At 43.4% G+C, this 21,990-nt stretch carries 20 protein-coding genes; 16 read left to right on the forward strand and 4 right to left on the reverse strand.

The genetic code is table 11. The annotated features are described in order from the left end of the window. Window positions 1-15 precede the first annotated feature (15 nt). The 3 genes from CLV31_RS11595 to CLV31_RS11605 are packed head-to-tail and all read right to left on the reverse strand — an operon-like array spanning window position 16 to window position 3,085. The gene (locus CLV31_RS11595) at window positions 16-606 is read right to left on the reverse strand and encodes a nucleotidyltransferase family protein (protein ID WP_111393057.1); all 591 of its coding nucleotides are present in this window, start codon (window positions 604-606) and stop codon (window positions 16-18) included. Further along, entirely contained in the window at window positions 603-1,721 is a 1,119-nt protein-coding gene (locus CLV31_RS11600) for an XdhC family protein (protein ID WP_111393058.1), read from the reverse strand. The genes CLV31_RS11595 and CLV31_RS11600 overlap by 4 nt, the downstream gene beginning before the upstream one ends. Beyond that, entirely contained in the window at window positions 1,718-3,085 is a 1,368-nt protein-coding gene (locus CLV31_RS11605; protein ID WP_245943384.1) for a sterol desaturase family protein, read from the reverse strand. Before CLV31_RS11605 ends, CLV31_RS11600 begins: the two co-directional genes overlap by 4 nt. Before the next feature lie 54 nt (window positions 3,086-3,139). On the opposite strand from CLV31_RS11605, the gene CLV31_RS11610 reads away from it, so the two are divergent. The 16 genes from CLV31_RS11610 to CLV31_RS11685 all read left to right on the forward strand — a co-directional run bounded on the left by CLV31_RS11610 (window position 3,140) and on the right by CLV31_RS11685 (window position 21,070). Continuing rightward, window positions 3,140-3,613, forward strand: a complete 474-nt coding sequence (locus CLV31_RS11610; RefSeq protein WP_111393059.1) for a hypothetical protein — start codon at window positions 3,140-3,142, stop codon at window positions 3,611-3,613. A gap of 10 nt (window positions 3,614-3,623) precedes the next feature. Beyond that, on the forward strand, window positions 3,624-4,358 hold the full coding sequence (locus CLV31_RS11615) for a glucosamine-6-phosphate deaminase (protein ID WP_111393060.1): 735 nt from the start codon (window positions 3,624-3,626) through the stop codon (window positions 4,356-4,358). A 484-nt stretch (window positions 4,359-4,842) separates the two neighbouring features. Further along, entirely contained in the window at window positions 4,843-6,168 is a 1,326-nt protein-coding gene (locus tag CLV31_RS11620) for a sugar MFS transporter (protein WP_111393061.1), read from the forward strand. Continuing rightward, window positions 6,153-7,301, forward strand: coding sequence for an N-acetylglucosamine-6-phosphate deacetylase (locus tag CLV31_RS11625; protein ID WP_111393062.1), 1,149 nt, complete (start codon window positions 6,153-6,155; stop codon window positions 7,299-7,301). Before CLV31_RS11620 ends, CLV31_RS11625 begins: the two co-directional genes overlap by 16 nt. A gap of 23 nt (window positions 7,302-7,324) precedes the next feature. Next, window positions 7,325-8,662, forward strand: a complete 1,338-nt coding sequence (locus tag CLV31_RS11630; RefSeq protein WP_111393063.1) for a Gfo/Idh/MocA family protein — start codon at window positions 7,325-7,327, stop codon at window positions 8,660-8,662. 4 nt (window positions 8,663-8,666) lie between these two features. Then, window positions 8,667-9,821, forward strand: coding sequence for an acyltransferase family protein (locus tag CLV31_RS11635; protein WP_111393064.1), 1,155 nt, complete (start codon window positions 8,667-8,669; stop codon window positions 9,819-9,821). A gap of 294 nt (window positions 9,822-10,115) precedes the next feature. Then, window positions 10,116-11,123, forward strand: coding sequence for a Gfo/Idh/MocA family protein (locus CLV31_RS11640; protein WP_111393065.1), 1,008 nt, complete (start codon window positions 10,116-10,118; stop codon window positions 11,121-11,123). A 100-nt stretch (window positions 11,124-11,223) separates the two neighbouring features. Beyond that, window positions 11,224-11,511, forward strand: a complete 288-nt coding sequence (locus tag CLV31_RS11645) for an AbrB/MazE/SpoVT family DNA-binding domain-containing protein (RefSeq protein ID WP_111393066.1) — start codon at window positions 11,224-11,226, stop codon at window positions 11,509-11,511. Then, the gene (locus tag CLV31_RS11650; protein WP_220084334.1) at window positions 11,508-11,846 is read left to right on the forward strand and encodes a type II toxin-antitoxin system PemK/MazF family toxin; all 339 of its coding nucleotides are present in this window, start codon (window positions 11,508-11,510) and stop codon (window positions 11,844-11,846) included. Before CLV31_RS11645 ends, CLV31_RS11650 begins: the two co-directional genes overlap by 4 nt. A gap of 27 nt (window positions 11,847-11,873) precedes the next feature. Further along, a complete protein-coding gene (locus CLV31_RS11655; RefSeq protein WP_111393067.1) occupies window positions 11,874-13,505 on the forward strand; it encodes a M1 family metallopeptidase in 1,632 nt (543 codons plus the stop codon). A gap of 74 nt (window positions 13,506-13,579) precedes the next feature. Beyond that, window positions 13,580-15,601: a M13 family metallopeptidase gene (locus CLV31_RS11660; protein ID WP_111393068.1), complete on the forward strand. Its 2,022-nt coding sequence runs from the start codon at window positions 13,580-13,582 to the stop codon at window positions 15,599-15,601. A 15-nt stretch (window positions 15,602-15,616) separates the two neighbouring features. Then, window positions 15,617-15,865, forward strand: coding sequence for a Txe/YoeB family addiction module toxin (locus tag CLV31_RS11665; protein ID WP_111393069.1), 249 nt, complete (start codon window positions 15,617-15,619; stop codon window positions 15,863-15,865). 134 nt (window positions 15,866-15,999) lie between these two features. After that, window positions 16,000-17,466, forward strand: coding sequence for an SLC13 family permease (locus CLV31_RS11670; RefSeq protein WP_111393070.1), 1,467 nt, complete (start codon window positions 16,000-16,002; stop codon window positions 17,464-17,466). A gap of 283 nt (window positions 17,467-17,749) precedes the next feature. Continuing rightward, the gene (locus CLV31_RS11675; RefSeq protein ID WP_111393071.1) at window positions 17,750-18,811 is read left to right on the forward strand and encodes a serine hydrolase domain-containing protein; all 1,062 of its coding nucleotides are present in this window, start codon (window positions 17,750-17,752) and stop codon (window positions 18,809-18,811) included. A 157-nt stretch (window positions 18,812-18,968) separates the two neighbouring features. After that, entirely contained in the window at window positions 18,969-20,396 is a 1,428-nt protein-coding gene (locus CLV31_RS11680; RefSeq protein ID WP_111393072.1) for a sensor histidine kinase, read from the forward strand. Continuing rightward, entirely contained in the window at window positions 20,393-21,070 is a 678-nt protein-coding gene (locus CLV31_RS11685; RefSeq protein WP_111393073.1) for a LytR/AlgR family response regulator transcription factor, read from the forward strand. The genes CLV31_RS11680 and CLV31_RS11685 overlap by 4 nt, the downstream gene beginning before the upstream one ends. Here the strand turns inward: CLV31_RS11685 and CLV31_RS11690 are convergent. Beyond that, window positions 21,067-21,951, reverse strand: coding sequence for an AraC family transcriptional regulator (locus CLV31_RS11690; RefSeq protein WP_111393074.1), 885 nt, complete (start codon window positions 21,949-21,951; stop codon window positions 21,067-21,069). The genes CLV31_RS11685 and CLV31_RS11690 overlap by 4 nt on opposite strands. Between the last annotated feature and the right edge of the window lie 39 nt (window positions 21,952-21,990).

Genomic DNA, 21,990 nt, shown 5'->3' on the forward strand with positions numbered 1-21,990 from the left:
CACAGGGTCAAGTCTTCAAATCTCCCAATTTTTCAATCGTTCCAAATCCCCCTCAGTATCCAAATCCACTGCTCCAAGAGGAAAATCTACGGCAAATACTTCGGCTCTATTTTTCATAATTACCTTTTTCGCTCCTTCAGAACCCTTGAGGCTTAGCATCTCCTCAAAATAGGCTCGATCAAAAATCGCCGGAACTCCAAATGTCTCTGAATAGCTACTGGCTACAATTCCTTTACCCGATTTATCTTTCTCCAAAATCAATCGGTTCAAAAGATCTGCATCAACAAAAGGCTGATCCACCAGCATCAAAATGACCTGGTCGGGATGTCCTTTTTCCATCAAAAAACGAAGTCCAGCCTGCATGCTGGAAGCCATTCCTTCTTCCCAATTTTCATTGGTCACAAAAGGAATTTTTTCAGAATCAAAACCAGATTTGATCAATTCCGGATTCCATCCCAGCACCACCACCAAAGAATCAGACTTGCTTTTTTGAGCTTCCTCAATGGCTTTTTGAATCAATTTTTTCCCCTGAAATTCAACCAGTTGCTTGGGTCTTCCTAAACGGGAAGATAAGCCTGCTGCTAAAAGGATTATCGCGGTTTTCATCCCACCTTTTCATGAATAGGACCTTGCTTGTCCCGAAGGAAAATCGGCTGCTTTCTGTTCAACACAGCCTTGATTTCAGCCAAAATTGAAAGGGCGATTTCTTCGGAAGTTTCCGCTCCGATCTCCAATCCAATTGGCGCATATAGATTTTCGGTCGAAACCTGAATTCGGTTGGATTCCAGTCTTTGGATCAGCTTTTCGGTTTTCCGCTTGGGTCCCAAAATACCGATGTAGGGAATCATGCAATGCAGCAGTTTTTCCAGGACCACGACCTCATATTCGAAATTATGGGTCATCAGCAAAGCCACAGTATTCAGATCCGTTTCGAATTGATCAATGACTTCTTCAGCGGGTCCCTGAATAATCTGTTTTGCCTGTGGAAATCGGGCTGCTGTCGCAAGGTTTTTTCTTCCATCAATCAAAATCAGCTCAAAACCCAATATTTCAGACATTTTAGCTACGGGAATGGTATCATTTCCAGCTCCAAAAAGGAGAATCCGAGTCACAGGTTTGATCACCTCGAAGAAAACGGAGAGCTGTTGATATTCGGAAAATGATTGAATCAGATTTTGGGGAGCATCAAAATCTGCTATTTCCTTCTCCAAAACCTGTCTGAAATCCGCATGAACTTTGGAAAGGCTTCCGAAATCCTGACTTCCTTTTTTCAAATAGATCGTGCCGATCTGTTCTGATTTTGAATTTGGAATGGAGAAAAGCGTCAGCAGGAGTGAAGTCTCCCGATTGGAAAGTGCCTTTTTGATCAATTCAATAGGATTTTCCAGATTCTCGAAGTCAATTGGTTCGATCAGGACATGGATTATTCCGTTGCAGCCCAAACCTACACCGAATTTCTGATCATCCTCATCCGTGGTGTCATAGGTGACCAACATGGATTTTTGCTGGAAAATAACTGCCTGAGCTTTGCGAAGCGCATCACCTTCCAGGCAACCTCCACTGATTGCTCCGGTCAGATTTCCTTCCTGAGTGACCAACATTCTGGCTCCCGGACGACGGTAAGCCGAACCATCCACCTGAACAACTGTGGCCAAAGCGACGGATTGACTTTCGGATTTACAAACTTCGTAAGCTTGGATAATCTGCTGAAGTTCTTTCATTTAAGAGGGATTGATGGATTACCAAATTGAAGATTTTCCTTTCGGAGGGAAAACCAAACCGAAAATAGCGCGGATACCACCAGGTACCCTACGAAAATGTAAACCGAACCAGGCAAAAACTTATTCAATCCAAACCAATCTCCTGAAGTTACCACGAAATACATGGCATAAACCATTTTCAATGCTTCCCAAGCCCAGGCATTTGGATTGCGATCCATCAACTCGGTGTAGGCATAAACGGTCAGGAACACAAAGCCTCCGTAATAGAAAATTCCCGGTGCTCCGATAGCCGCCAAGTTGCCAAAGAGGTAACTTAATAGAAGCAACAAGGTAATCAGCTGCGCAAAGCTCCAAATCAGCATTCCTTTGGTGAGAAATGGATTGTACTTATCGAAGTGATATACATCCTCGATTTTGGAGACAGGATATTTTTTGGCCACATCAGCCGGTCTCCAGCCAAGGGGCATAAACCATATTTTAAGTTTATCTGACCACTTTTCAGCTCTCCAGGCATCCTTTATCAGCAGCCAAAGATGCATGAAATTAATCTTAATCGGATTCCAAGTTTGAACAGGTCTTGTCACCCCATAAACTGCTGGTATTTCATCCTTTTCCTCCTGATAGGTACCAAACCACTTGTCCCAAAAGATGAAAATCTGACCGTAGTTTTTGTCCAAATACTCCGGATTGATCGCATGATGCACTCGGTGATGGGAGGGGGTGACGATGATTTTTTCCAAGAAACCCATCTTGCCGATATGTCTGGTGTGATACCAGAATTGTGCGAACAAATGGAGTGGAGCTACCACAGCGATTACTTGAGGAGGAACCCCCAAAATGGCCGCAGGAATCAGGAAAATCGCGAATATCTTCACAATGGAAGAAATGCTTTGCCGAAGTGCACAGGCTAGGTTAAACTCCTCAGAGCTGTGATGCACAATATGATTGTTCCAAAAAATATTGTACTCGTGCGCAATCCGATGGGTCCAATACCCTGCAAAATCTAAAGCGAAAAAGGCAATCACGTAAACCAGCCAAGTTGCTTCGATCTGGAGAAAGGAGAATTTCTCAAACAACCAACCGTAGGAAATCACAGCAATACTTAGTCCCAAGACATCTTTGGTCACATTGGTGATCCCCGAACTCAAGGATGCTATCATGTCATTGAGCGGGACGGTATCATTGCCTTTCCAGATTCCCCAGAATTTCTCAAATAAAACCAGCACGAAAAAGGCTGGCATGGCGATTAATAAGATTTGTCCGTAAGCTTCCATCGGGTTTATCGTTCTGGATTTAAACTTATTGATTAACTCGCTTTCATTCAAGATTTCTTTGATATCAGCCAGATTTTTGATGAAAATCAAACGAAGTGGTTTAAGTGGAAAATCGCCTCAATCGGAAACTTCTTACTTTTAGCCATGGAAATTCCATCTTTAGCAGATCTTAAAAAAGATCTCAGTTACCTCTCTGAAAAGGAATTAATTGCCCTGATTACTGATTTGGCCAAATTCAGCAGGGATAATAAGGCTTTCCTTTACTTCAAACTGAATGAACGGGATCAGCCCAACTTGTTTGTGGATTCGGTCAAAGAGGAGCTGGACGAAGCCTTTCAAACCGCCAATACCCGAAATTATCATGTGGCCAAAAAAGCTGCTCAAGCCATTCGCCGCAAACTCAACAAGGCGCTTAAACTCAGTAAAAACAAAGCAGACCAAGCGGAATTGATTTTGTATTTCTGCGAAATGATGAAGAAATACGGTTATCTGAGTTTCCGTCACCCTGTTATAAACAACCTGTATGAAGTTCAAATCGGAAAGGCAAAAAAGCTGATTTCCACTCTTCACGAGGATCTGCAAAGCGATTTTGACTACCGTCTCGAAGAACTCGAATAAACCTCAAGCTATGACCATTTCCATTTCCCCAAACCCTGTTGAATTGGGCCAAAAGGCCGGAAAAATCGGTGCTGAACTGATTCGAAAAGCCATTCAAAACTTAGGATTTGCCAACATCATCCTGGCTACCGGTACCAGTCAGTTTGAAACACTGAAGCAGCTGTTGGCTGAAAAAGACATCGATTGGAGTAAGGTAACAGTGTTTCACCTGGATGAATACATCGGGTTGCCCATCACGCATCCTGCGAGTTTTCGGAAATACCTGCTTGAAAGATTCTTCAATCATGTTCCAAAGCTAAAAGCCTATCACTTGATTGACGGAGAAAATGACCCGGAAAAAGAATGCGAACGACTTTCGACTTTGATTCAAAACCACCCGATTGATGTGGCATTTGTGGGAATCGGGGAAAATGGACACTTGGCGTTCAATGATCCCCCTGCAGATTTTGAAACGGAAAAGCCTTATTTGGTCGTCAATTTGGATCATGCCTGTCGCATGCAGCAGCTGGGAGAAGGCTGGTTTCCAAACTTGGATGCAGTACCGACCCAAGCCATCAGCATGTCAATCCGTCAAATCATGAAATCAAAATCCATCATTTGTTCGGTTCCTGATTTGAGAAAAGCACAGGCCGTCAAGGACTGTTTGAAAGGAGAAATCACCAATCTTCATCCCGCTTCTATTCTGCAAAGTCATCCGGATTGTAGGATTTTTCTGGACGAATCCGCTTCATCCTTACTAGCTTGATTGTGCATTTCTTTCACTTAATTCCAGGTTTTTTTTTACAAATAAAAAATAAGGTGGACTTGAAACATTGATAATTAAAAGGAATTAAGAGGATTCATCACTTTAATGCGATAATCTTCAGAATAGGCTATTACCGCTTTCTCTCCTTAATTTTCTAAACTTTCTTAATGGTTAAAAAGAAAATAGATCCAAAAGTGATCTTCAACAAGCATATCATTTCTCCCTAAAAAGAAGATTGAATCCGCTTCATCCTTTCTTTCCAACCATTGATCGGAAAATTGTTGGATGGGTGACATAAAATTTGGTATATAAGGCAAATGAAAAAGAGAATTTAAAAGGATAATCCGTGAGTGAGGACACTCACGGTGGCGAAAATACCGCCGATGTGAGCGCCTGTCTGCCTCAGGCAGGTCTTCACTCACATCAATAATTCTTAAATTATCTTTTTAAATTATCTTTTTTTCTTATAACCCAAAACCAGCCTATGTCAAAAACCACCGCTGCGGTTCGTGCCGATCAGCTTAGCCAACGGGATACCTGGATATCCATTGGCATCATCGGGATGCTTTTCTTCATTTTCGGTTTTGTATCCTGGGTCAATGCGATCCTGATTCCCTATTTCAAGATCGCCTTTACGCTCAGCAACTTCGACTCCTACCTTGTTGCTTTTGCTTTTTACATTTCCTATTTAGTCATGTCGGTACCTTCTTCCTATCTGCTCAAAGCGGTAGGATTTAAGAAAGGAATGATGGTCGGATTCTTTGCCATGGCAGTTGGAGCTTTCATTTTCGTGCCAGCCGCAATGAGCCGAACCTATGAGATTTTCCTATTGGGTTTGTTCACGCTGGGAACCGGATTGGCGGTTCTTCAGACTGCTGCAAATCCATACGTGACAGTATTAGGTCCCAAAGAAAATGCAGCCCAACGCATCAGTGTAATGGGGATTTTCAACAAAGGAGCTGGGATTTTGGCGCCGATTCTCTTTGCAGCGGTTATTCTCAGAGTGGGGGACAACGAACTCTTCCAGCAGTTGGACACCATGACTCCGGAGGCGAAAGACGATGCCTTGGATGAATTGATCCGGCGAGTCATTTTGCCTTATTCTGTGGTCGGAACCGTGCTTTTTGGCTTGGGAATCTTTGTAAGGTTTTCCCCACTTCCTGAGATCGACACGGAACATGAGACCGCAGCAGTAGCAGAGGCTAATTCAGGTAAAAACTCAATTTTCCAGTTTCCTCACCTGATTCTAGGAGCGGTGGCAATTTTCCTGCATGTGGGTACTCAGGTCATTGCGATTGATACGGTTATTCCCTATGCTAATTCATTTGGAATTGGGTTGATGGAAGCCAAAGTCTTCCCTTCCTACACGCTTGCATTTACGATTTTGGGATATCTGATCGGTATTTCTTTGATTCCCAAGGTGATTTCTCAGGTGAATGTGCTTCGGATTTGTACGCTGCTGGGCACGGTATTCACCCTGCTGATCATTTTCACCTCGGGTCAAGTGACGATTTTGGGTATTACATCGGATGTGTCGATTTGGTTTGTAGTTCTGCTGGGCTTGGCCAATTCTCTGGTTTGGGCGGGAATTTGGCCTTTGGCTTTAGACGGATTGGGTCGATTTACCAAACTCGGAGCTTCCATCATGATCATGGGACTTTGCGGAAATGCGATCATGCCGCTTGCTTATGGTGCCGTGGCAGACGCGGTCAATGTGCAGCAGGCCTATTGGGTGCTATTTCCTTGCTACCTCTATTTGGTGTTTTATGCAGTACATGGTCATAAAATCAGAAGATGGAAACTCGCCTGATCGGAAAGTCTTTTTTGGATGGAAAGCCACTGGAAATCTTTATTTCCGAAGGAAAAATCAAATCCGTCCTACCATCTGCATCAAGCCCGAAAAATTTCTGGATCGGACCCGGATTCACTGATATTCAAGTGAATGGGTATGGTGGCTTGGATTACAATTCGATTCAAAGTGATTTTTTGGCTTTGGGTCAAATTTCCAAAAAACTGCTACAATGCGGAGTTACCAGCCATTTTCCCACCATCATCACCAATTCACCGGAGAAGATTTCAGCTTTGATTCAGCAGGTGGTTCAGCTTCGCAAAATGGATTCTTTAGCTCACTCTTGTATCTCAGGGGTTCATATCGAAGGACCTTTTATTTCTCCTGAAGACGGACCAAGAGGCGCGCATTTCAGAGAATTTGTACAGGCTCCGAACTGGAATTTGTTTCAAAAATGGATCGAGCAAAGCGAAGGCCTGATCAGGATGATTACATTATCACCGGAAAGGGAGGGAAGCGCCTCTTTTATTGAAAAATGTGTGGAATCCGGGATTTTGGTTTCCATTGGTCATACCAATGCGACACATTCCCAAATTCTGGAGGCTGTGAAAGCAGGAGCGAGGCTTTCCACCCACTTGGGAAATGGAATGCACAGCATCATTGCCCGTCATCCCAACTACCTATGGTCTCAACTGGGTGCCGAAAATCTTTCTGCAACTATCATCGCGGACGGATTTCATCTTCCGGCTGAAGTGATTCAGGTCTTTAAGAAAGTGAAAGCTGAAAAACTGATGATCGTCAGTGACTCCGTGGCTTTGGCAGGCATGCCGCCGGGAGATTATAATGCTGCAGTTGGGGGAAAAGTGACCTTGACAGCAGAAGGAAAACTTCATCTTTTCGGAAATCCAAATACGCTTGCCGGTTCGGCTATGAATATACTTCAGGGAATCAGTTTTCTGCTAAAAAACGAGCTGACCAATCTTTCAGAAACTTGGCAAATGGCCTCCATACGACCTCAAAGGCTCTTTGATACTTCTTTTGAGCCTTTCCAAATCGGTCAAAATGCAGACTTGATTTTAGCAGAACAAGCTCCAGATCAAACTTTAAAAATTCTCAAAGTCCTAAAAAACGGAGTAGAAATACCGCTCGATTAACCCAAACTCAAAACCACAGCATCATGAAAAATAACCTCAACCGCCGAAATTTCATTAAAACTGCCGCAACCGGAGCCTTGGGTCTCAGTGCGGCTACTTCCGCTTTTTCATTCAATTTCCTTTCCCAATACCCACTCAAAGAAAAATACCGAGTTGCCGTGATCGGGGTAAACAGTCGGGGTTCACAACATATACAGGCTTTCGCTAAAATCCCGAATGTGGAAATTGCCTACATCTGCGACGTGGATTCCCGTGCTCGGGAAAACGGGATTGCCTTGGCCTTGAAAGAAGGAGTAAAAACAGCTCCAACAGGTTTGGTGGATTTCAGAAAGGCCTTGGAGGACAAAACTTTGGATGCGGTTTCGATTGCTATGCCTGATTTTTGGCATACTCCAGCCTCCATTATGGCGCTTCAGGCAGGAAAACATGTATATCTGGAAAAGCCTGGTTCGCACAATCCAGCAGAATCGGAACTCCTTGTGGAAGCCACCAAAAAGTATGGGAAAATCGTTCAGATGGGCAATCAGCGCCGATCTTGGCCGAGAGTGCAGGAGGCGATGAAGGAACTCCATTCCGGAGCAATCGGAAAAGCGTATTATGCTCGAGCTTGGTACACGAATACCCGAAAATCCATCGGATACGGGAAGCCCGTAGCTGTACCGGAATGGCTGGATTTTGAGCTTTGGCAGGGGCCTGTTCCGCGAAAGGAATTCAAGGACAACCTGATTCATTACAATTGGCACTGGTTCTGGCACTGGGGAACAGGAGAAATCGTCAATAATGGCGTGCACTTTTTGGATTTGGCCAGATGGGGATTGCAGGAAAATTACCCAGTCAAAGCTTACTCCAGCGGTGGTAGGTACCACTACCAAGATGACTGGGAAACTCCGGATACTCAAATCGCCTCCTTCGACTTTGCCAACGGAAAATCCATCCTCTGGGAAGGACGCAGTTGCAATGCACGCGACATTAACGCCATGGGTTCAGGGGTTTCATTTCATGGGGAAAACGGTACGCTCGAACTCCTGAACAACTCCTACAAAATCTACGATAACGCCAATAAGCTGGTGAAATCTGCCGAGCCAACGACCAATACCGTGGTCGATCAGCGAGGGGCAGGATTTGACATGGACATCGCTCACTTCACCAATTTTATTAATGCCATCGATAAGGGAGAAAGTCAGATTTCCCCTTACCCTGAAATTCAAAAAAGCGTGTTGCTGTGCCATTTGGGCAATATTTCTTACCGAACAGGCAGGGCTTTGGAAATTGACCAAAATTCAGGAAAGATCCTTGGTGACAAGGAGGCCATGAAACTTTGGGGCAGAGAATACCAAAAAGGCTGGGAACCTAAACTCTGATCGTATGGATAAGGAGTCTTTTTTCCAACCCTCCAAGGGTTCTGAAACCCTTGGAGAGTTAAAAACCAATCGCTTGATCAGCATCGACGCACTCCGTGGCTTTGACATGCTGATGATCTGTGGGGCGGATGCTTTTTTCCGAAGTTTGGAAGGCAAAACTTCCATGACTTGGTTGGATAGTCTGGCTCATCAATTCGAGCACCCGGAGTGGATCGGATTTACCTTTTACGATTTCATTTTTCCGCTTTTCCTGTTCGTGGCAGGGGTTTCCATTCCTTTTTCCTTGTGGAAATTGAAAGAAGCCAATGCTCCCAAAAGCCAAATCTATCGAAAGGCATTTTGGAGAATGATGATCCTGATTGGCTTGGGTATTTTGGACAAAAATGCTCCTTTTCCCTTTTTCGATTGGGAGCAAATACGCTTGGGAAGCGTCTTAGGAAGAATTGGAATCGCAGGCTTTGTGACGGTGGTGCTTTTCCTGAATTTCAATGCGACTAAGCGTTTACTGATCGCGGCGGGAATTTTGGTTTTGTATTATGGTGCAGTTTTTCTGGTTCCCGTTCCGGGATTTGGAGCAGGAGATTTGAGTTTCGAGGGAAATTTGGTGGGTTGGTTTGACCGAACTTTTCTACCAGGAAGGCTGCTTCAGGGACAATTCGATGAATTGGGAATTCTGACCACTTTTCCTGCGATCTGTTTGACAATCTTTGGAGCGCATGCAGGAGAAATTCTACGGAAAATCAATAGTTCAGAAAATCAGAAGCTTAAAGAACTCCTGATCACCGGTTTGATTTTCATCGGGATAGCGCTCGTTTGGAACCTTCATTTCCCGATTTTCAAACGCATGTGGACGAGTTCCTTTATCATGCTTACTTCGGGTTTGGCATTTCTTTCAATGGGTCTCTTTTTCCTGATCATCGACTTCCTGAAATTTCAAAAATGGGCGTTCTTCTTTGTCGTGGTAGGAATGAACAGTTTGACGATCTACATGATCTATCGGTTTGTCAATTTTAGGTATACGTCGAGGCTTTTGTTTGAGGGACTTTACAAACCTTTAGGAGAAAATTGGATGCCGGTAATGGAAAGTTTGGGGGCCTTGCTGTTGGTTTGGCTGTTCTTGTATTTTCTTTACCGGAAGAAGATTTTCTTTAAGGTGTAAGGGATCTCCAAATTTGACACAGATCGCACCTTTGGTGCTCTTGAGATTGGATTAAATTCATAGCCCGAAATTGAATTTGATGCTATTACAAATTGCCCCTTAAGGGCATGTGCTATAAATTGAAATCAGTGAAAAGCGCTGAAAGTGCGTACTATACTAGCCCAGAATTCAATTCTGGGCATAAAATAGCAAGTAGGTTTTCCAAGAGTGCCAAAGGCACGACCTGTATTTAAAATACATTTCCAAAAAATTGACATTAATAAAACCATATAAAATTCATTATTTCAATTTGTTATGAAATCATCCCGTCGATCATTTATAAAGAAAACCACCGCTCTCGGTGCCGCAGCAAGCTTAAGCTCTTTGCCTTTTTCCCTCCTTGGAAATACCCAGGTAAACCCGATCAAGATCGGAATTATTGGTTTGGACACCTCTCATGCACCTGCCTTTACCAAGCTTTTTAATGCCGAGAATCCCAAGCCTGAACTGGCCGGATTTCGCGTCGTGGCCGCCTATCCTTACGGCAGCCGAGACATCAAATCCAGTATGGACCGAATTCCGGGCTATATCGATCAGGTGAAAGAACAAGGAGTGGAAATCGTGGATTCCATCGAAGCTTTACTTCAAAAAGTAGATGTGGTGCTTCTGGAGACCAATGACGGCAAACCTCACTTGGAACAGGCAAGGGCCGTATTTAAGGCTAAAAAGCCGGTATTTATCGACAAGCCGGTTGCGGGTTCTTTTGCAGATGCCGTAAAAATCTACCAAGAAGCAGAAGCAGCGGGCGTTCCAATGTTTTCCTGTTCCTCGCTGCGCTATCAAACGAATGTCCATGCCGTCCGCCATGAAAACAAAATCGGAAAAGTATTGGCCTGTGATGCATTCAGTCCTGCGACACTCGAACCCAGTCATCCGGATCTGTTTTGGTACGGGATTCATGGCGTAGAAATCCTGTTTACTGCGATGGGACCGGGATGTGAATCAGTGACACGCTTTTCAACTCCCGATGCTGAAGTCGTAGTGGGAACCTGGAAAGACGGTCGGATCGGAACTTTTCGGGGTATGCGATCCGGAAAGCACGATTATGGCGGAACCGCTTTTGGGACAGAAGGAAATCTATTCTTTGGACCATTTGAAGGCTATGAACCTTTGGTAGTACAGATTGCTGAGTTTTTCCGAACCAAAAAATCACCCATCGATTCCAGAGAAACACTTGAAATCTATGCCTTTATGGAAGCGGCGGATGAAAGTAAAAGACGGGGAGGGGATAGTGTTAGATTGGATACCATCCTAAAAAATTGATTTCAAATTTCTAAAATTCTTTTTTGAGAAATTTTTTAAAAATGAAATCAATTACAAAGCAATTTGTTATAACTTTATTATAACCCTCACTTACATCATTATGGTTAAGTCTCTCACGTCTGTTGGAAATAGCAAAGCATTAATTATTCCAGCGGAACTCATTAAGAAATATGGGCTTGAAAAAGTCATCATTGAAGAAACGACGAATGGTATCTTGATTAGATCAGCTAATGAAGAAAGTAACTTTCAGAAAAAACTCAATAACCTTAGAAAATATAAATCTGAGATTTACTCCAAAATGGAATTGGAAGCTAGAGAACCTGAAGTGATAAACTATTATTCAGACCCAAAAAACAATCTCTCTGACGTTGATTTAGAAATATTATGATCTTATCCAAAGAAGTTTGGTTGGTTGATTTTGCACCACAAGTTGGACAGGAGATTGCCAAAATCAGACCTGCTGTAGTGGTAAATCATGATTCCATTGGAAGTTTGAAATTGAAAGTTGTTGTTCCGATTACCGATGCATTGAAAACCCCAAAACAATGGTTAATAGGACTTTCCCCATCTGGGTCAAATGGATTGACCAAGGAAAGTATGGCTGACTGCTTTCAAATAAAATCAATTTCTGAAGAACGATTTATCAGAAAAATCGGAGAATTATCCTCCGAGGAATTTGATGCCGTTAAGTTGGGATTAATCCTCGTATTAGACCTCTTTTAAAATAAAACCATAGCAAAAATCCTATTCATGATTCGCTTTACCTCTTTAGCTATCCTTGTTTTTTTTCTAGCCATAAAACCAAGCTACTCCCAAAAATCCTTCACCCGTGCCGACACTTTACGAGGAAGTATCACACCCGAACGAGCTTGGTGGGATCTGAATCATTACCACTTGGCAGTGGAAATTTTCCCTGAAACCAAATCTATAAAAGGCTCAAATACAATAAGATATCGAGTGGTATCGGAACATCAGGTTTTACAGCTTGACTTGCAGGAACCATTGAAAATCACCTCTATAGTTCAAGCAGGAGAGAAGCTGGATTTTAAAAGGGAAGAAGCGGCTCACTTTGTTACGCTAAAGAAGAAGCAGGTTCCGGGTACCTTTGAAGAACTTGTTGTGAGCTACGAAGGCCAACCCAAAGAAGCCATCCGACCGCCTTGGGATGGGGGAATTACCTGGACCAAAGACAGCAACGGAAAATCTTTTATAGCATCCTCCAATCAAGGAATTGGATCCAGCATCTGGTGGCCACTTAAAGATCATCCGGCCGATGAAGTGGATAGCCTAATGATCAGTGTGACAGTTCCGGATGGGTTGATGGATGTTTCGAATGGTCGCTTGGTAGGAATCGATATGGGGAATGGCAAAAACACCTATCACTGGTCTGTGGTCAATCCGATCAATGATTATGGGGTAAATATCAACATCGGGGATTATGTCCATTTTGGGGAGAAGTATGCCGGAGAAAAAGGCACCTTGGATATGGATTACTTTGTGCTCAGAGAAAACCTGGAAAAAGCCAAAGTCCATTTTCAGGATGCAGCACGGATGATGAAGGCCTTTGAACACTGGTTTGGCCCATACCCTTTTTATGAAGACGGCTTTAAGCTCGTGGATGCACCCTATCTCGGCATGGAGCACCAAAGCTCAGTCACTTATGGCAATGGCTACCAAATGGGCTATCGGGGCCGGGATCTAAGTGGCACAGGTTGGGGTTTGAAGTTTGACTTTATCATAATCCACGAGGCCGGACACGAGTGGTTTGCCAATAACATTACCTACAAGGATGTCGCCGATATGTGGATCCATGAGAGCTTCACCAACTATTCGGAAAGCCTCTTTTTGGATTATCACTACGGAAAAGAAGCCGGGCAGGAATACGTGAGAGGAACTCGAATGAATATCGCCAATGACCGACCCATCATCGGAACCTATGGAGTCAATCAGCGGGGTTCGGGAGATATGTATTACAAAGGCGGAAACCTACTCAACATGCTCCGCGAAATTCTGAATGATGATGAGAAATGGAGACAAATTCTCAGAGGTTTGAATCAGGAATTTTACCATCAGACCGTGAACACCCAGCAGATTGAAAGTTATATTTCTCAGGCTTTTGGCATGGATCTCACACCGATTTTTGACCAATATTTAAGAGACGAGCGGATACCGGTTTTGGAATATTATTACTCAGATAATCAAACGCTTCAATACCGTTGGATTTCCTCAATTCCTTCGTTTACCATGCCGGTGGATGTAGAAATCGGTGGGGAAAAAGTTCGAATTCAGCCTAAAACAGCATGGTCAGAACTGAAGGTGACAACCAACGCCGAGGTAAAAGTCGATCCGGATTACTATATAGGCATAAGTCGAATGCGATAGACTCCTAAACAATTACACGGATGGGTGGAATGCCCGGTCTTTTTACTTTAATTTCCTGATCAATCCAAGCACCTATGAAACATAAAATACTCGTTGCCTTACTTGCCATTGCTGCCTGTACCTCCCAATCTCCTCAGCAAAACGAAGAACCACGACAGTTTGTAGACTTGGAGGGCTTGGATTCTACCATCCGTCCCGGCGACGATTTTTTTATGCATGTCAATGGCAAATGGTACAATTCCGTTCAAATTGATGAAGACCAAGTCGGGGTGGGTTCCTACTCATACTTGAATATTCCACAGCGAAAGCTTCTGGAAACTATTTTGGAAGAAGTTTCAGGTGGACAACATTCCAAAGGATCCATCGAGCAAAAAGTTGGCGATTTCTATGCATCAGGCATGGATACCACAACCATCAATTCAAGAGGAATAGCACCGATTCAACCCATTTTGGCTCAAATCGACCAAATCAGCAATCTGAAAGAATTGGAAAACTTTCTGGTTTCGGAGATGAAGGTTAACAACCAATCCCTGATCGGATTGAGAATTTCTCCGGATGACCAAAATAGCACCATCAACATCATCCATTTAAGCCAAACCGGCTTAGGATTGCCTGACCGGGATTACTATTTCAAGACTGATTCGTCCACATTGGGAATCCAAAAAGCCTATCAGAAGTATTTGGCAACCTTGTTGGTTATGGCTGGTGAAAATGAATCCAATGCCCAAACAGCTGCCCAAACGGTCTATGCTTTAGAAAAGCAACTGGCAGAGTCCCACAAAACCCGAATCGAGCGCAGAGTAGTAAAAGAAAACTACCACAAAGTGGCCGTGGCAGATTTGGACAAAAAACACACAAATATTTCCTGGAAATCCATTTTTGACAACTTAGGCCTGAAAGCAGATTCGGTGGATATCCGTCAGCCCGCTTACTATGACAAGCTCAATACTTTGCTTCAAACTCAAGGTCTGGAAGATTGGAAGGCCTACCTTAAAGCTCAAACACTGGTTGCCAATGCCAATTATTTGAGTACTCCATTTAGAAAAGCTGCTTTTGAATACAATAAAGTGGTTTCCGGCCAATCCAAACAATTGACTCGGGCCCAACAAATGGTGCAGCAAGTGGATCAGAATTTAGGCTTTGACTTGGGACAACTTTATGTAAAAAGATATTTCAATGAGGCTGCCAAACAGCGTGTGCTGGACTTGGTCAATAACCTGCAAAAAGCCTTCGAACAGCGCATTAATCAACTCGATTGGATGAGTGACAGCACCAAAACCCAAGCGAAGGAGAAATTGTATGCCATCACCAAAAAAATCGGGTATCCCGACAAATGGCGAGAATACCCTGTAGAAATCAACCGGGAAACCTATTTCGAAAATGTCCTGGCGCTTCGCAAAAACGAGGCAGATTACCAATTTAAGAAATTAGGTAAAGCTCCGGACAAAACAGAGTGGGGGACTACGCCAAGTACCGTGACTGCTTACTACAACCCTTCATTAAATGAAATTGTCTTTCCGGCAGGCATTCTCCAATACCCGTATTTCGACCAAAACGCAGACGATGCGATCAACTATGGAGGAATCGGAATGGTGATCGGTCATGAATTGACGCATGCCTTTGACGATCAAGGCGCTCAATTTGACAAGGATGGCAACCTGAAAAACTGGTGGTCCAAGGCGGATTATGAAAAGTTTAAAGCCAAAACCCAATTACTGATTGATCGCTATGACACGTTTACCGTTTTGGATTCGGTACCCATTAAAGGTGCGATGACCATCGGTGAAAACACTGCCGACAACGGTGGAATCTACATCGCTTACGATGCTTTCAAACTGACTCCGCAAGGACAAGACACTACAAAGATTGATGGCTTTACTCCGGATCAGCGCTTCAGTTATTCAATAGCCAGAATCTGGAGAGTGAAAGTTCGGGACGAGTATATGCGCACCTATGTGGTGACCAATTCTCATTCCCCGGCCATGTGGCGAGTCAATGGGCCGTTGATGAATTTTGATCCGTTTTATGCTGCTTATGGAGTAAAACCTGGAGATAAAAATTATAAAGCTCCTGAGGAGAGAATTAAGATTTGGTAGGGGAAACTATAAGGATTGAATAGAGAAGAGATCCTTGTCAAAATAAATGAGCTGATCAAAGAAATAAAACGGACTCCTTTCAAAGGAAAAGGAAAGCCTGAACCACTCAAAGGAAATCTGGCAGGTTATTGGTCAAGAAGGATCAAAGGAGAGCATCGGTTGGTTTATCGAGTTCAAGGTGGTGGAGATGATCAAGTGCTCAGAATTGTCCAAGCGAGGTTTCATTACTGTTTTTGGTCCAATTTTATGACAGCAACAGAATAACTAATTACCTAAAGGCATTATTTAAATGTTATATAATTTATATTATGTTAAATAGAAAATCCCGGAGTCCTTTCGGGATTCTTTTTTATCTTTCTTCCTCAATCAATCCTCCAGCCCACCTATTCAGTTCTTAAATGTCAAATTGGCTTCCCCGCCTGGGTCTTTACCTGGGGCCTGTTTCATTTGTCGTCATTCAGTTTTTTATGTCTTCCCCGGACCTCAATCCTCAGGCACAAGCCATGCTGGCCATGACCGCTTGGATGGCTATCTGGTGGATCACTGAAGCCATGCCTATTGCCGGTACGGCCTTACTTCCTTTGATTTTGATGCCCCAGTTGGGAATTCTAAAAATCGATTTGGTTTCGGCAAATTACATGCATCCAACGGTCTTGCTCTATATGGGTGGATTTCTTTTAGCAACAGGAATCGAAAAATGGGACTTGCACAAACGAATCGCACTTAACATAATAAATTTATTGGGAACTGACCTTCGCCGGATTGTTTTGGGTTTTATCCTCGCCACTGGACTTCTTTCCATGTGGATTTCAAATTCCGCGACAGCCTTAATGATGCTGCCTATCGGCCTAGCTGTTGTCACCCAATTCAAAGAGCAATTGGGACCATCCAACCAGCTGTTAGCTGATAGCCTTGGCAAGAATATAATGCTGGGCATTGCGTATGCTGCTTCCATTGGAGGGATGGCCACCTTGATCGGAACGCCGACTAATGCGATTCTATCTGCAGTCGTCAAGGAAATGTATGATTACAGCATTGCATTTGACGAATGGATGTTATTCGGTCTTCCGTTTTCTCTGATTTTGTTGGGGATCTGTTGGTATTATTTGGTAGCTGTCGGAAATCCCTTGCCCAAAAGCTTTCGACTGGGCGACGCCAAGACAGTTGTTTCAGCCCAATTGCAATCGCTCGGAAAAATCACCTTTGAAGAGAAAATCGTATTGGCAGTTTTCGGTCTGGTCTGTTTTTCCTGGATTACCAGAAGTTTCTTTTTGGCCAAAATGATTCCTGGGATTGATGATACGATTATCGTTTTGGTGGGGGTAGTTCTTCTCCTTCTCCTCCCCTCCTCTCGATCCGGGGAACGGATTTTGGACTGGAAAACCGCCGAAAAGATCCCTTGGGGCGTTTTGATTCTTTTTGGAGGTGGACTGGCTTTGGCTGAGGGTTTTAAAGAAACGGGCTTGGCGGAATGGATCGGTCAAAAATTTACCTTAATTGAAGGGGTTGGATTTTTTGTATTGCTCCTCATCATTATTGCATCGGTCAATTTCCTCACCGAAGTTACCTCCAATGTGGCCACCGCCTCCATGCTTTTGCCGATTTTAGCTTCTGTTGCAATCAAGTTGGACCTTCATCCCTTTGGCCTGATGGTAGGCGCTACTTTAGCTGCAAGCTGTGCGTTTATGCTTCCGGTAGCCACCCCGCCCAATGCTGTGGTATTTGGTTCGGGATATTTACAGATGAAGGATATGGTCAAGGCCGGATTGTGGTTAAATATCCTTTCCATTCTGCTGGTCACTTTGATGGTTTATTTTATTCTGCCTTGGCTTTGGGGGATTGAGTTGAAAGCCTATCCCTTTTGATTTCGAATTGGGGATTTCGGAATTCGGTTTTTCAAACTTGGGATTCATTTTGAGGAATTACTCTGATTTTTGAATTGCAATGCGGACAGGGGCTGACTGGAAAGATTTTTTAAAAAGGATATAAGAAGATTTAAATACGGTATCTGAAATCCAATATCCGATATCCGGAATCATTTCTGTCCCCAAAACTGCCTGTTTCGTCACATTTTTTTGATTGAGGCTGCGGTGGGATTTAATCTTGGTGAAAGTTTTACACAGACGAAAACTAAACCAACTCTACCTCATGCACACCTTTTTAAAACTGACGATTTCCGCGGTTGCGAGTCTGGGAATCCTCCCCGAATCCACGGAAAAGAGATTTGATGAAAATGATTTCAAAGTCCTGGAGCAAACTGCCAACGATCAGGAATTCACCGGTGCTATGGCAATTTTTCAGGGAAATCAACTGGTTTTCAATTACTCCAGTGGAGAAGCCAATGCTGAAACAAGTCTAGCCAACGGCCTTGATGTACGCTTCAATGTGGGTTCCATCGGAAAATCTTTGACCTCCATTTTGGTTTTCCGACAGGTAGAAACCGGGAATATCGATTTGGATCAAACCGTTGATCAGTATTTGCCGGAAAGCGAACGGGTACCCAATGACAGTCTGATCACTGTCCGGCATTTACTCACCAATACTTCGGGACTGGGTGATTTCTTTGAAAGCCCCGAGTATGTAGAAGGAAAGCGGTATGATGTTTCTAGCCTTTTCTCCCTGGTTCAAAAAATGCCATTGATCAAAGATAGACCCGGCACAGGGCTGGATTATTCCAATTCAGGCTTCATAGTGCTGGGACGAATTTTGGAGCATATTCATGGGAAACCCTATCAATCGATCGTACAGGAGAAATTGCTTAATCCATTGAATATCAATTATTCAAAACCAAGCCCATTGGCCTCCGGTTGGAAACTTGAAAATGAAACTTGGACCTTGGGTGAAGGAAATGATCCGGAGTCCTGGTCTTCGGCCGGTGGAATATTCCTAAGCATAGAAGAACTGCACCGACTGATTTCATTCTTGGTAAAGGATGGATACTTAAAGCAAGGAACCAAGGAATTGATGTGGACGCCGCAAGTTCAACCTGCTCATGAACCGCCATTTGTTCATTATGCTTTTGGCTGGATGGTGGAAAAGCCCCAGGATCTTCACTTCATCGGTCATAACGGAGGAGTTCGCGGCTTCCAGGCAGCATTTCGCTATCTACCCCAATCGGATACTTACATCTATACCTTTTCCAACCGTGAAAACGGTGCTGAAGGATTGTTTATGAAGGCCTTGATGCAATTGATCGAAAAAGCCGGATGAAAGCGATGAACTATTCCAACACGCGACAGTCCAAACAGCGAAAAGTTTTCTATCTGCTTATCCTTGCGGCTTTACTTTACAACCTATTCCTTTCGTTTGCCTAATCTCCAAACTTTCAAAATATTCTTTCCAAAAAATTACACGCTATCTTTCTTCTATGAAGTCTAAAAGTCTTGATTTCCGACAAATCGAATGGTGGATTGTCACCAGTGCGACGCTAATCGCCTTTCTCATCATTCTATTCAATTACCGGCCTCAGTTTTACAATGATTCCGGTTTTGCGATCTTCAAATTTGCCAGTAGGCTACTTATTCTCGGGGTTCTGTATTCCGCATTTCATTTGATCCATATGGTCTTGATCCCAAAGTATCAAAGAGAATCTCAAAAGTGGCCGTCCATTGTCTGGATTGTGGTGACTGGATTGGCCTCTTTTGGTATTTGTGCGCTATTTGGATTCAACGCCGAACTCGTCAAAACGCCTTTCCCGACTTATTTTTTAGGAATAGTAGTCCTCTATGCCTGCTATTTGATCGGATCCAATCTGCTGGAACAGGCCTTAACTCCTCCCAGAATCCGTGATTTCCAGCTTTACAATTTCACCCGACTCATTTTGAGTTACCTTTTTACCTTGTTTTTACTGATTCAGCTAGATTCCATTTCAAGTGAAGGACCTGCAATCATTTTTGGGATCTTCATCCCCGTTATCTTAATCGCCAGCCTTTACAATTTCTTTTTGGTCTATGGCAAAAAGAAACAAGGCAAACTCAAACAATCCCGCTGGTACAATTGGGGACTGGTCTCGGTCATATTCCTTATTTTTCTGATCATTTCGATTGAGGAAAACCAAGAGGAAATCTTTTTCTTGGGTGGATTAGGCGTGAATGCTTTCATCCAATTGATCTTCTTTCCGCTCACCTCCTTGGTCTTTAGAAAATATGATTCTTTTATGGGTCAGATCACCTCACTTTCTTCTCAGGTAGATCAAGGTCACGCCAGCTTCGACTTCCTGAGGTCTCAGATCAACCCCCATTTCTTATTCAATGCGCTGAATACCCTGTATGCCAGTGCTTTGATCGAAAATGCCGAAAAAACATCGGATGGAATTCAGAAGCTTGGAGATATGATGCGGTTTATGCTTCACGAAAATCAGCTTCCGCTTATCCCCCTTTCCAGAGAAATCGATTACCTGAGAAACTACCTGGACTTGCAGTATTTGCGTTTTGGATCGCAGGAAAATCTGGATTTGGATATCCAGATCACGGACAGTCAATGTCATGGTGAAGTGGCTCCGATGCTGATCATTCCATTTGTGGAAAATGCTTTCAAACACGGCATCTCTGCCAAAGAAAAATCCTGGATTAGACTAAATCTCCGTTGCATTTCAGGTTCTGTTCACCTGGATTTAGTCAACAGCGTTCATCCTGAAAAGCCTTCGGGAGATCAAGCACGTGAGGAATCCGGCATTGGCTTGGATAATGTCAAAAAACGACTGGAACTTCTCTATCCCAATCGGCATCAGTTGAATATTATTGCCAATGATTCCGATTACTTTGTCCATCTTTCTGTCCAAATCCACACTTCATGATCAAGGCTATAGCCATAGATGACGAATCTTTTGCTCTGGAGGTAATCAAGTCTCATGCCTCCAGAGTCCCGTTTTTAGAACTTCAGGCCTCTTTTACCAATGCCATCAGCGGTTTGGAATATTTGAAAAACCATCCCGTAGACCTGGTTTTTCTGGATATCAATATGCCGGACATTTCAGGAATAGATTTGGCCACCTTATTGCCCAAAGAAACACTCGTAGTATTTACCACTGCCTACTCCGACTATGCCGTCAAAGGGTTTGAATTGGATGCCTTGGATTATTTACTCAAGCCCTTTAATCTCAGTCGATTTCTCAAGGCCTGTCAAAAAGCCCAAGAATGGATTGACTTAAGGCCAAAAAATGAACCTGCCTACTTATTCGTCAAAACAGCAGACGGGCAGGTTCGTGTTGATTTTTCAGATTTGCTTTTTTGCGAAGCACAGGGAAATTATGTGACTTTTCAGCTGGCAAATGAGAAAATCATCAGCAGAATGACGCTTTCGGAAACCGAGAAACTCCTGCCGGCCTATTTTATTCGAACGCATCGCTCTTTTCTTGCCAACAAGAATCAAATTCAAAAAGTGGAACGCCACCAGGTACTCATGAAGGGATACCATGTGCCGGTGAGCAGTTCGTACATGGATCAGATCAAAGACCTTTTACAGGCTTAATTACTCAAATAAAAGGTGGATTTGTATTCTTTCCGATACTCCATGGGTGTCTTTTTCATGCGTTCGCGAAACAGTTTATTGAAATTGGAAAGCGTAAAAAAACCGCACTCATAGGAGATTTCACTGATATTCAGATCGCTTTCATTCAGGAGTTTACAAGCGTGGGCGATTCGAACTTCAGTCAAAAAATCGGAAAAGGATTTATTGACACGGGATTTGAAATATCGGCTAAAGGCCGAAACAGAGAGGTTTGAGATTTGAGCAGCTTCTTCCAAAGACACTTTACTGTGGAAATTCTGCATGACATATTCATATACCTGCCCCATCCGGTCTTTCTCAGACTCTTTGTTGGTATTGATATATCCGGCGTCAGCAATGAGTTTGCAATCTTTCGAATCCACCATCTTTTCCAGGGTCCCAAGTAGATGAATGATGCTGGCTGTCCCTCTGAGATGAAGCAGCTCCATCATCATTTTTTTAATCACCTGGTTGGTTTCTCCCAATACTTCGATTCCCCTTTCGGAAAGTTTAAGCATCCTGGCTATCCCTTCAAATTCCTCCAGTTTAAATACAGATTCGTTCAAAAAATTGTCCGGGAAGTAGATCACCACGCCATGGGCCTCCAGCCCATTGGCAGGGTTGTGATATGCCTTATCATTTTTCCAAAGGTGGGGTAAATTTGGCCCCGTTAAGACCATATCCCCTTCCCTAAATGATGTCGTGTGATCACCTATAAACCGAGTCCCTTTTCCTTTTAACACGACAAACAGCTGATATTCAGAATGAAAGTGCCAATTGACATCAAAGAAAGGAGCGATCAATTCTCTGATTACAAAGGCTTTACCTTCTGGAATTCTGGATTTTTGAACTGGATTTTTCACTGTATTCTTTCCATTTTGTCAATAAAACATCTACAATTT

Source organism: Algoriphagus aquaeductus, assembly GCF_003253485.1.
In the GTDB taxonomy this organism is placed as follows: domain Bacteria; phylum Bacteroidota; class Bacteroidia; order Cytophagales; family Cyclobacteriaceae; genus Algoriphagus; species Algoriphagus aquaeductus.

Coding starts and splice junctions, on each gene's coding strand:
- CLV31_RS11595 (WP_111393057.1), bottom strand. CDS start 606: ATGAAAACCGCGATAATCCTTTTAGCAGCAGGCTTATCTTCCCGTTTA.
- CLV31_RS11635 (WP_111393064.1), top strand. CDS start 8,667: ATGGATAAGGAGTCTTTTTTCCAACCCTCCAAGGGTTCTGAAACCCTT.
- CLV31_RS11650 (WP_220084334.1), top strand. CDS start 11,508: ATGATCTTATCCAAAGAAGTTTGGTTGGTTGATTTTGCACCACAAGTT.
- CLV31_RS11685 (WP_111393073.1), top strand. CDS start 20,393: ATGATCAAGGCTATAGCCATAGATGACGAATCTTTTGCTCTGGAGGTA.
- CLV31_RS11625 (WP_111393062.1), top strand. CDS start 6,153: ATGGAAACTCGCCTGATCGGAAAGTCTTTTTTGGATGGAAAGCCACTG.
- CLV31_RS11680 (WP_111393072.1), top strand. CDS start 18,969: ATGAAGTCTAAAAGTCTTGATTTCCGACAAATCGAATGGTGGATTGTC.
- CLV31_RS11620 (WP_111393061.1), top strand. CDS start 4,843: ATGTCAAAAACCACCGCTGCGGTTCGTGCCGATCAGCTTAGCCAACGG.
- CLV31_RS11675 (WP_111393071.1), top strand. CDS start 17,750: ATGCACACCTTTTTAAAACTGACGATTTCCGCGGTTGCGAGTCTGGGA.
- CLV31_RS11640 (WP_111393065.1), top strand. CDS start 10,116: ATGAAATCATCCCGTCGATCATTTATAAAGAAAACCACCGCTCTCGGT.
- CLV31_RS11610 (WP_111393059.1), top strand. CDS start 3,140: ATGGAAATTCCATCTTTAGCAGATCTTAAAAAAGATCTCAGTTACCTC.
- CLV31_RS11655 (WP_111393067.1), top strand. CDS start 11,874: ATGATTCGCTTTACCTCTTTAGCTATCCTTGTTTTTTTTCTAGCCATA.
- CLV31_RS11615 (WP_111393060.1), top strand. CDS start 3,624: ATGACCATTTCCATTTCCCCAAACCCTGTTGAATTGGGCCAAAAGGCC.
- CLV31_RS11670 (WP_111393070.1), top strand. CDS start 16,000: ATGTCAAATTGGCTTCCCCGCCTGGGTCTTTACCTGGGGCCTGTTTCA.
- CLV31_RS11660 (WP_111393068.1), top strand. CDS start 13,580: ATGAAACATAAAATACTCGTTGCCTTACTTGCCATTGCTGCCTGTACC.
- CLV31_RS11630 (WP_111393063.1), top strand. CDS start 7,325: ATGAAAAATAACCTCAACCGCCGAAATTTCATTAAAACTGCCGCAACC.
- CLV31_RS11645 (WP_111393066.1), top strand. CDS start 11,224: ATGGTTAAGTCTCTCACGTCTGTTGGAAATAGCAAAGCATTAATTATT.
- CLV31_RS11600 (WP_111393058.1), bottom strand. CDS start 1,721: ATGAAAGAACTTCAGCAGATTATCCAAGCTTACGAAGTTTGTAAATCC.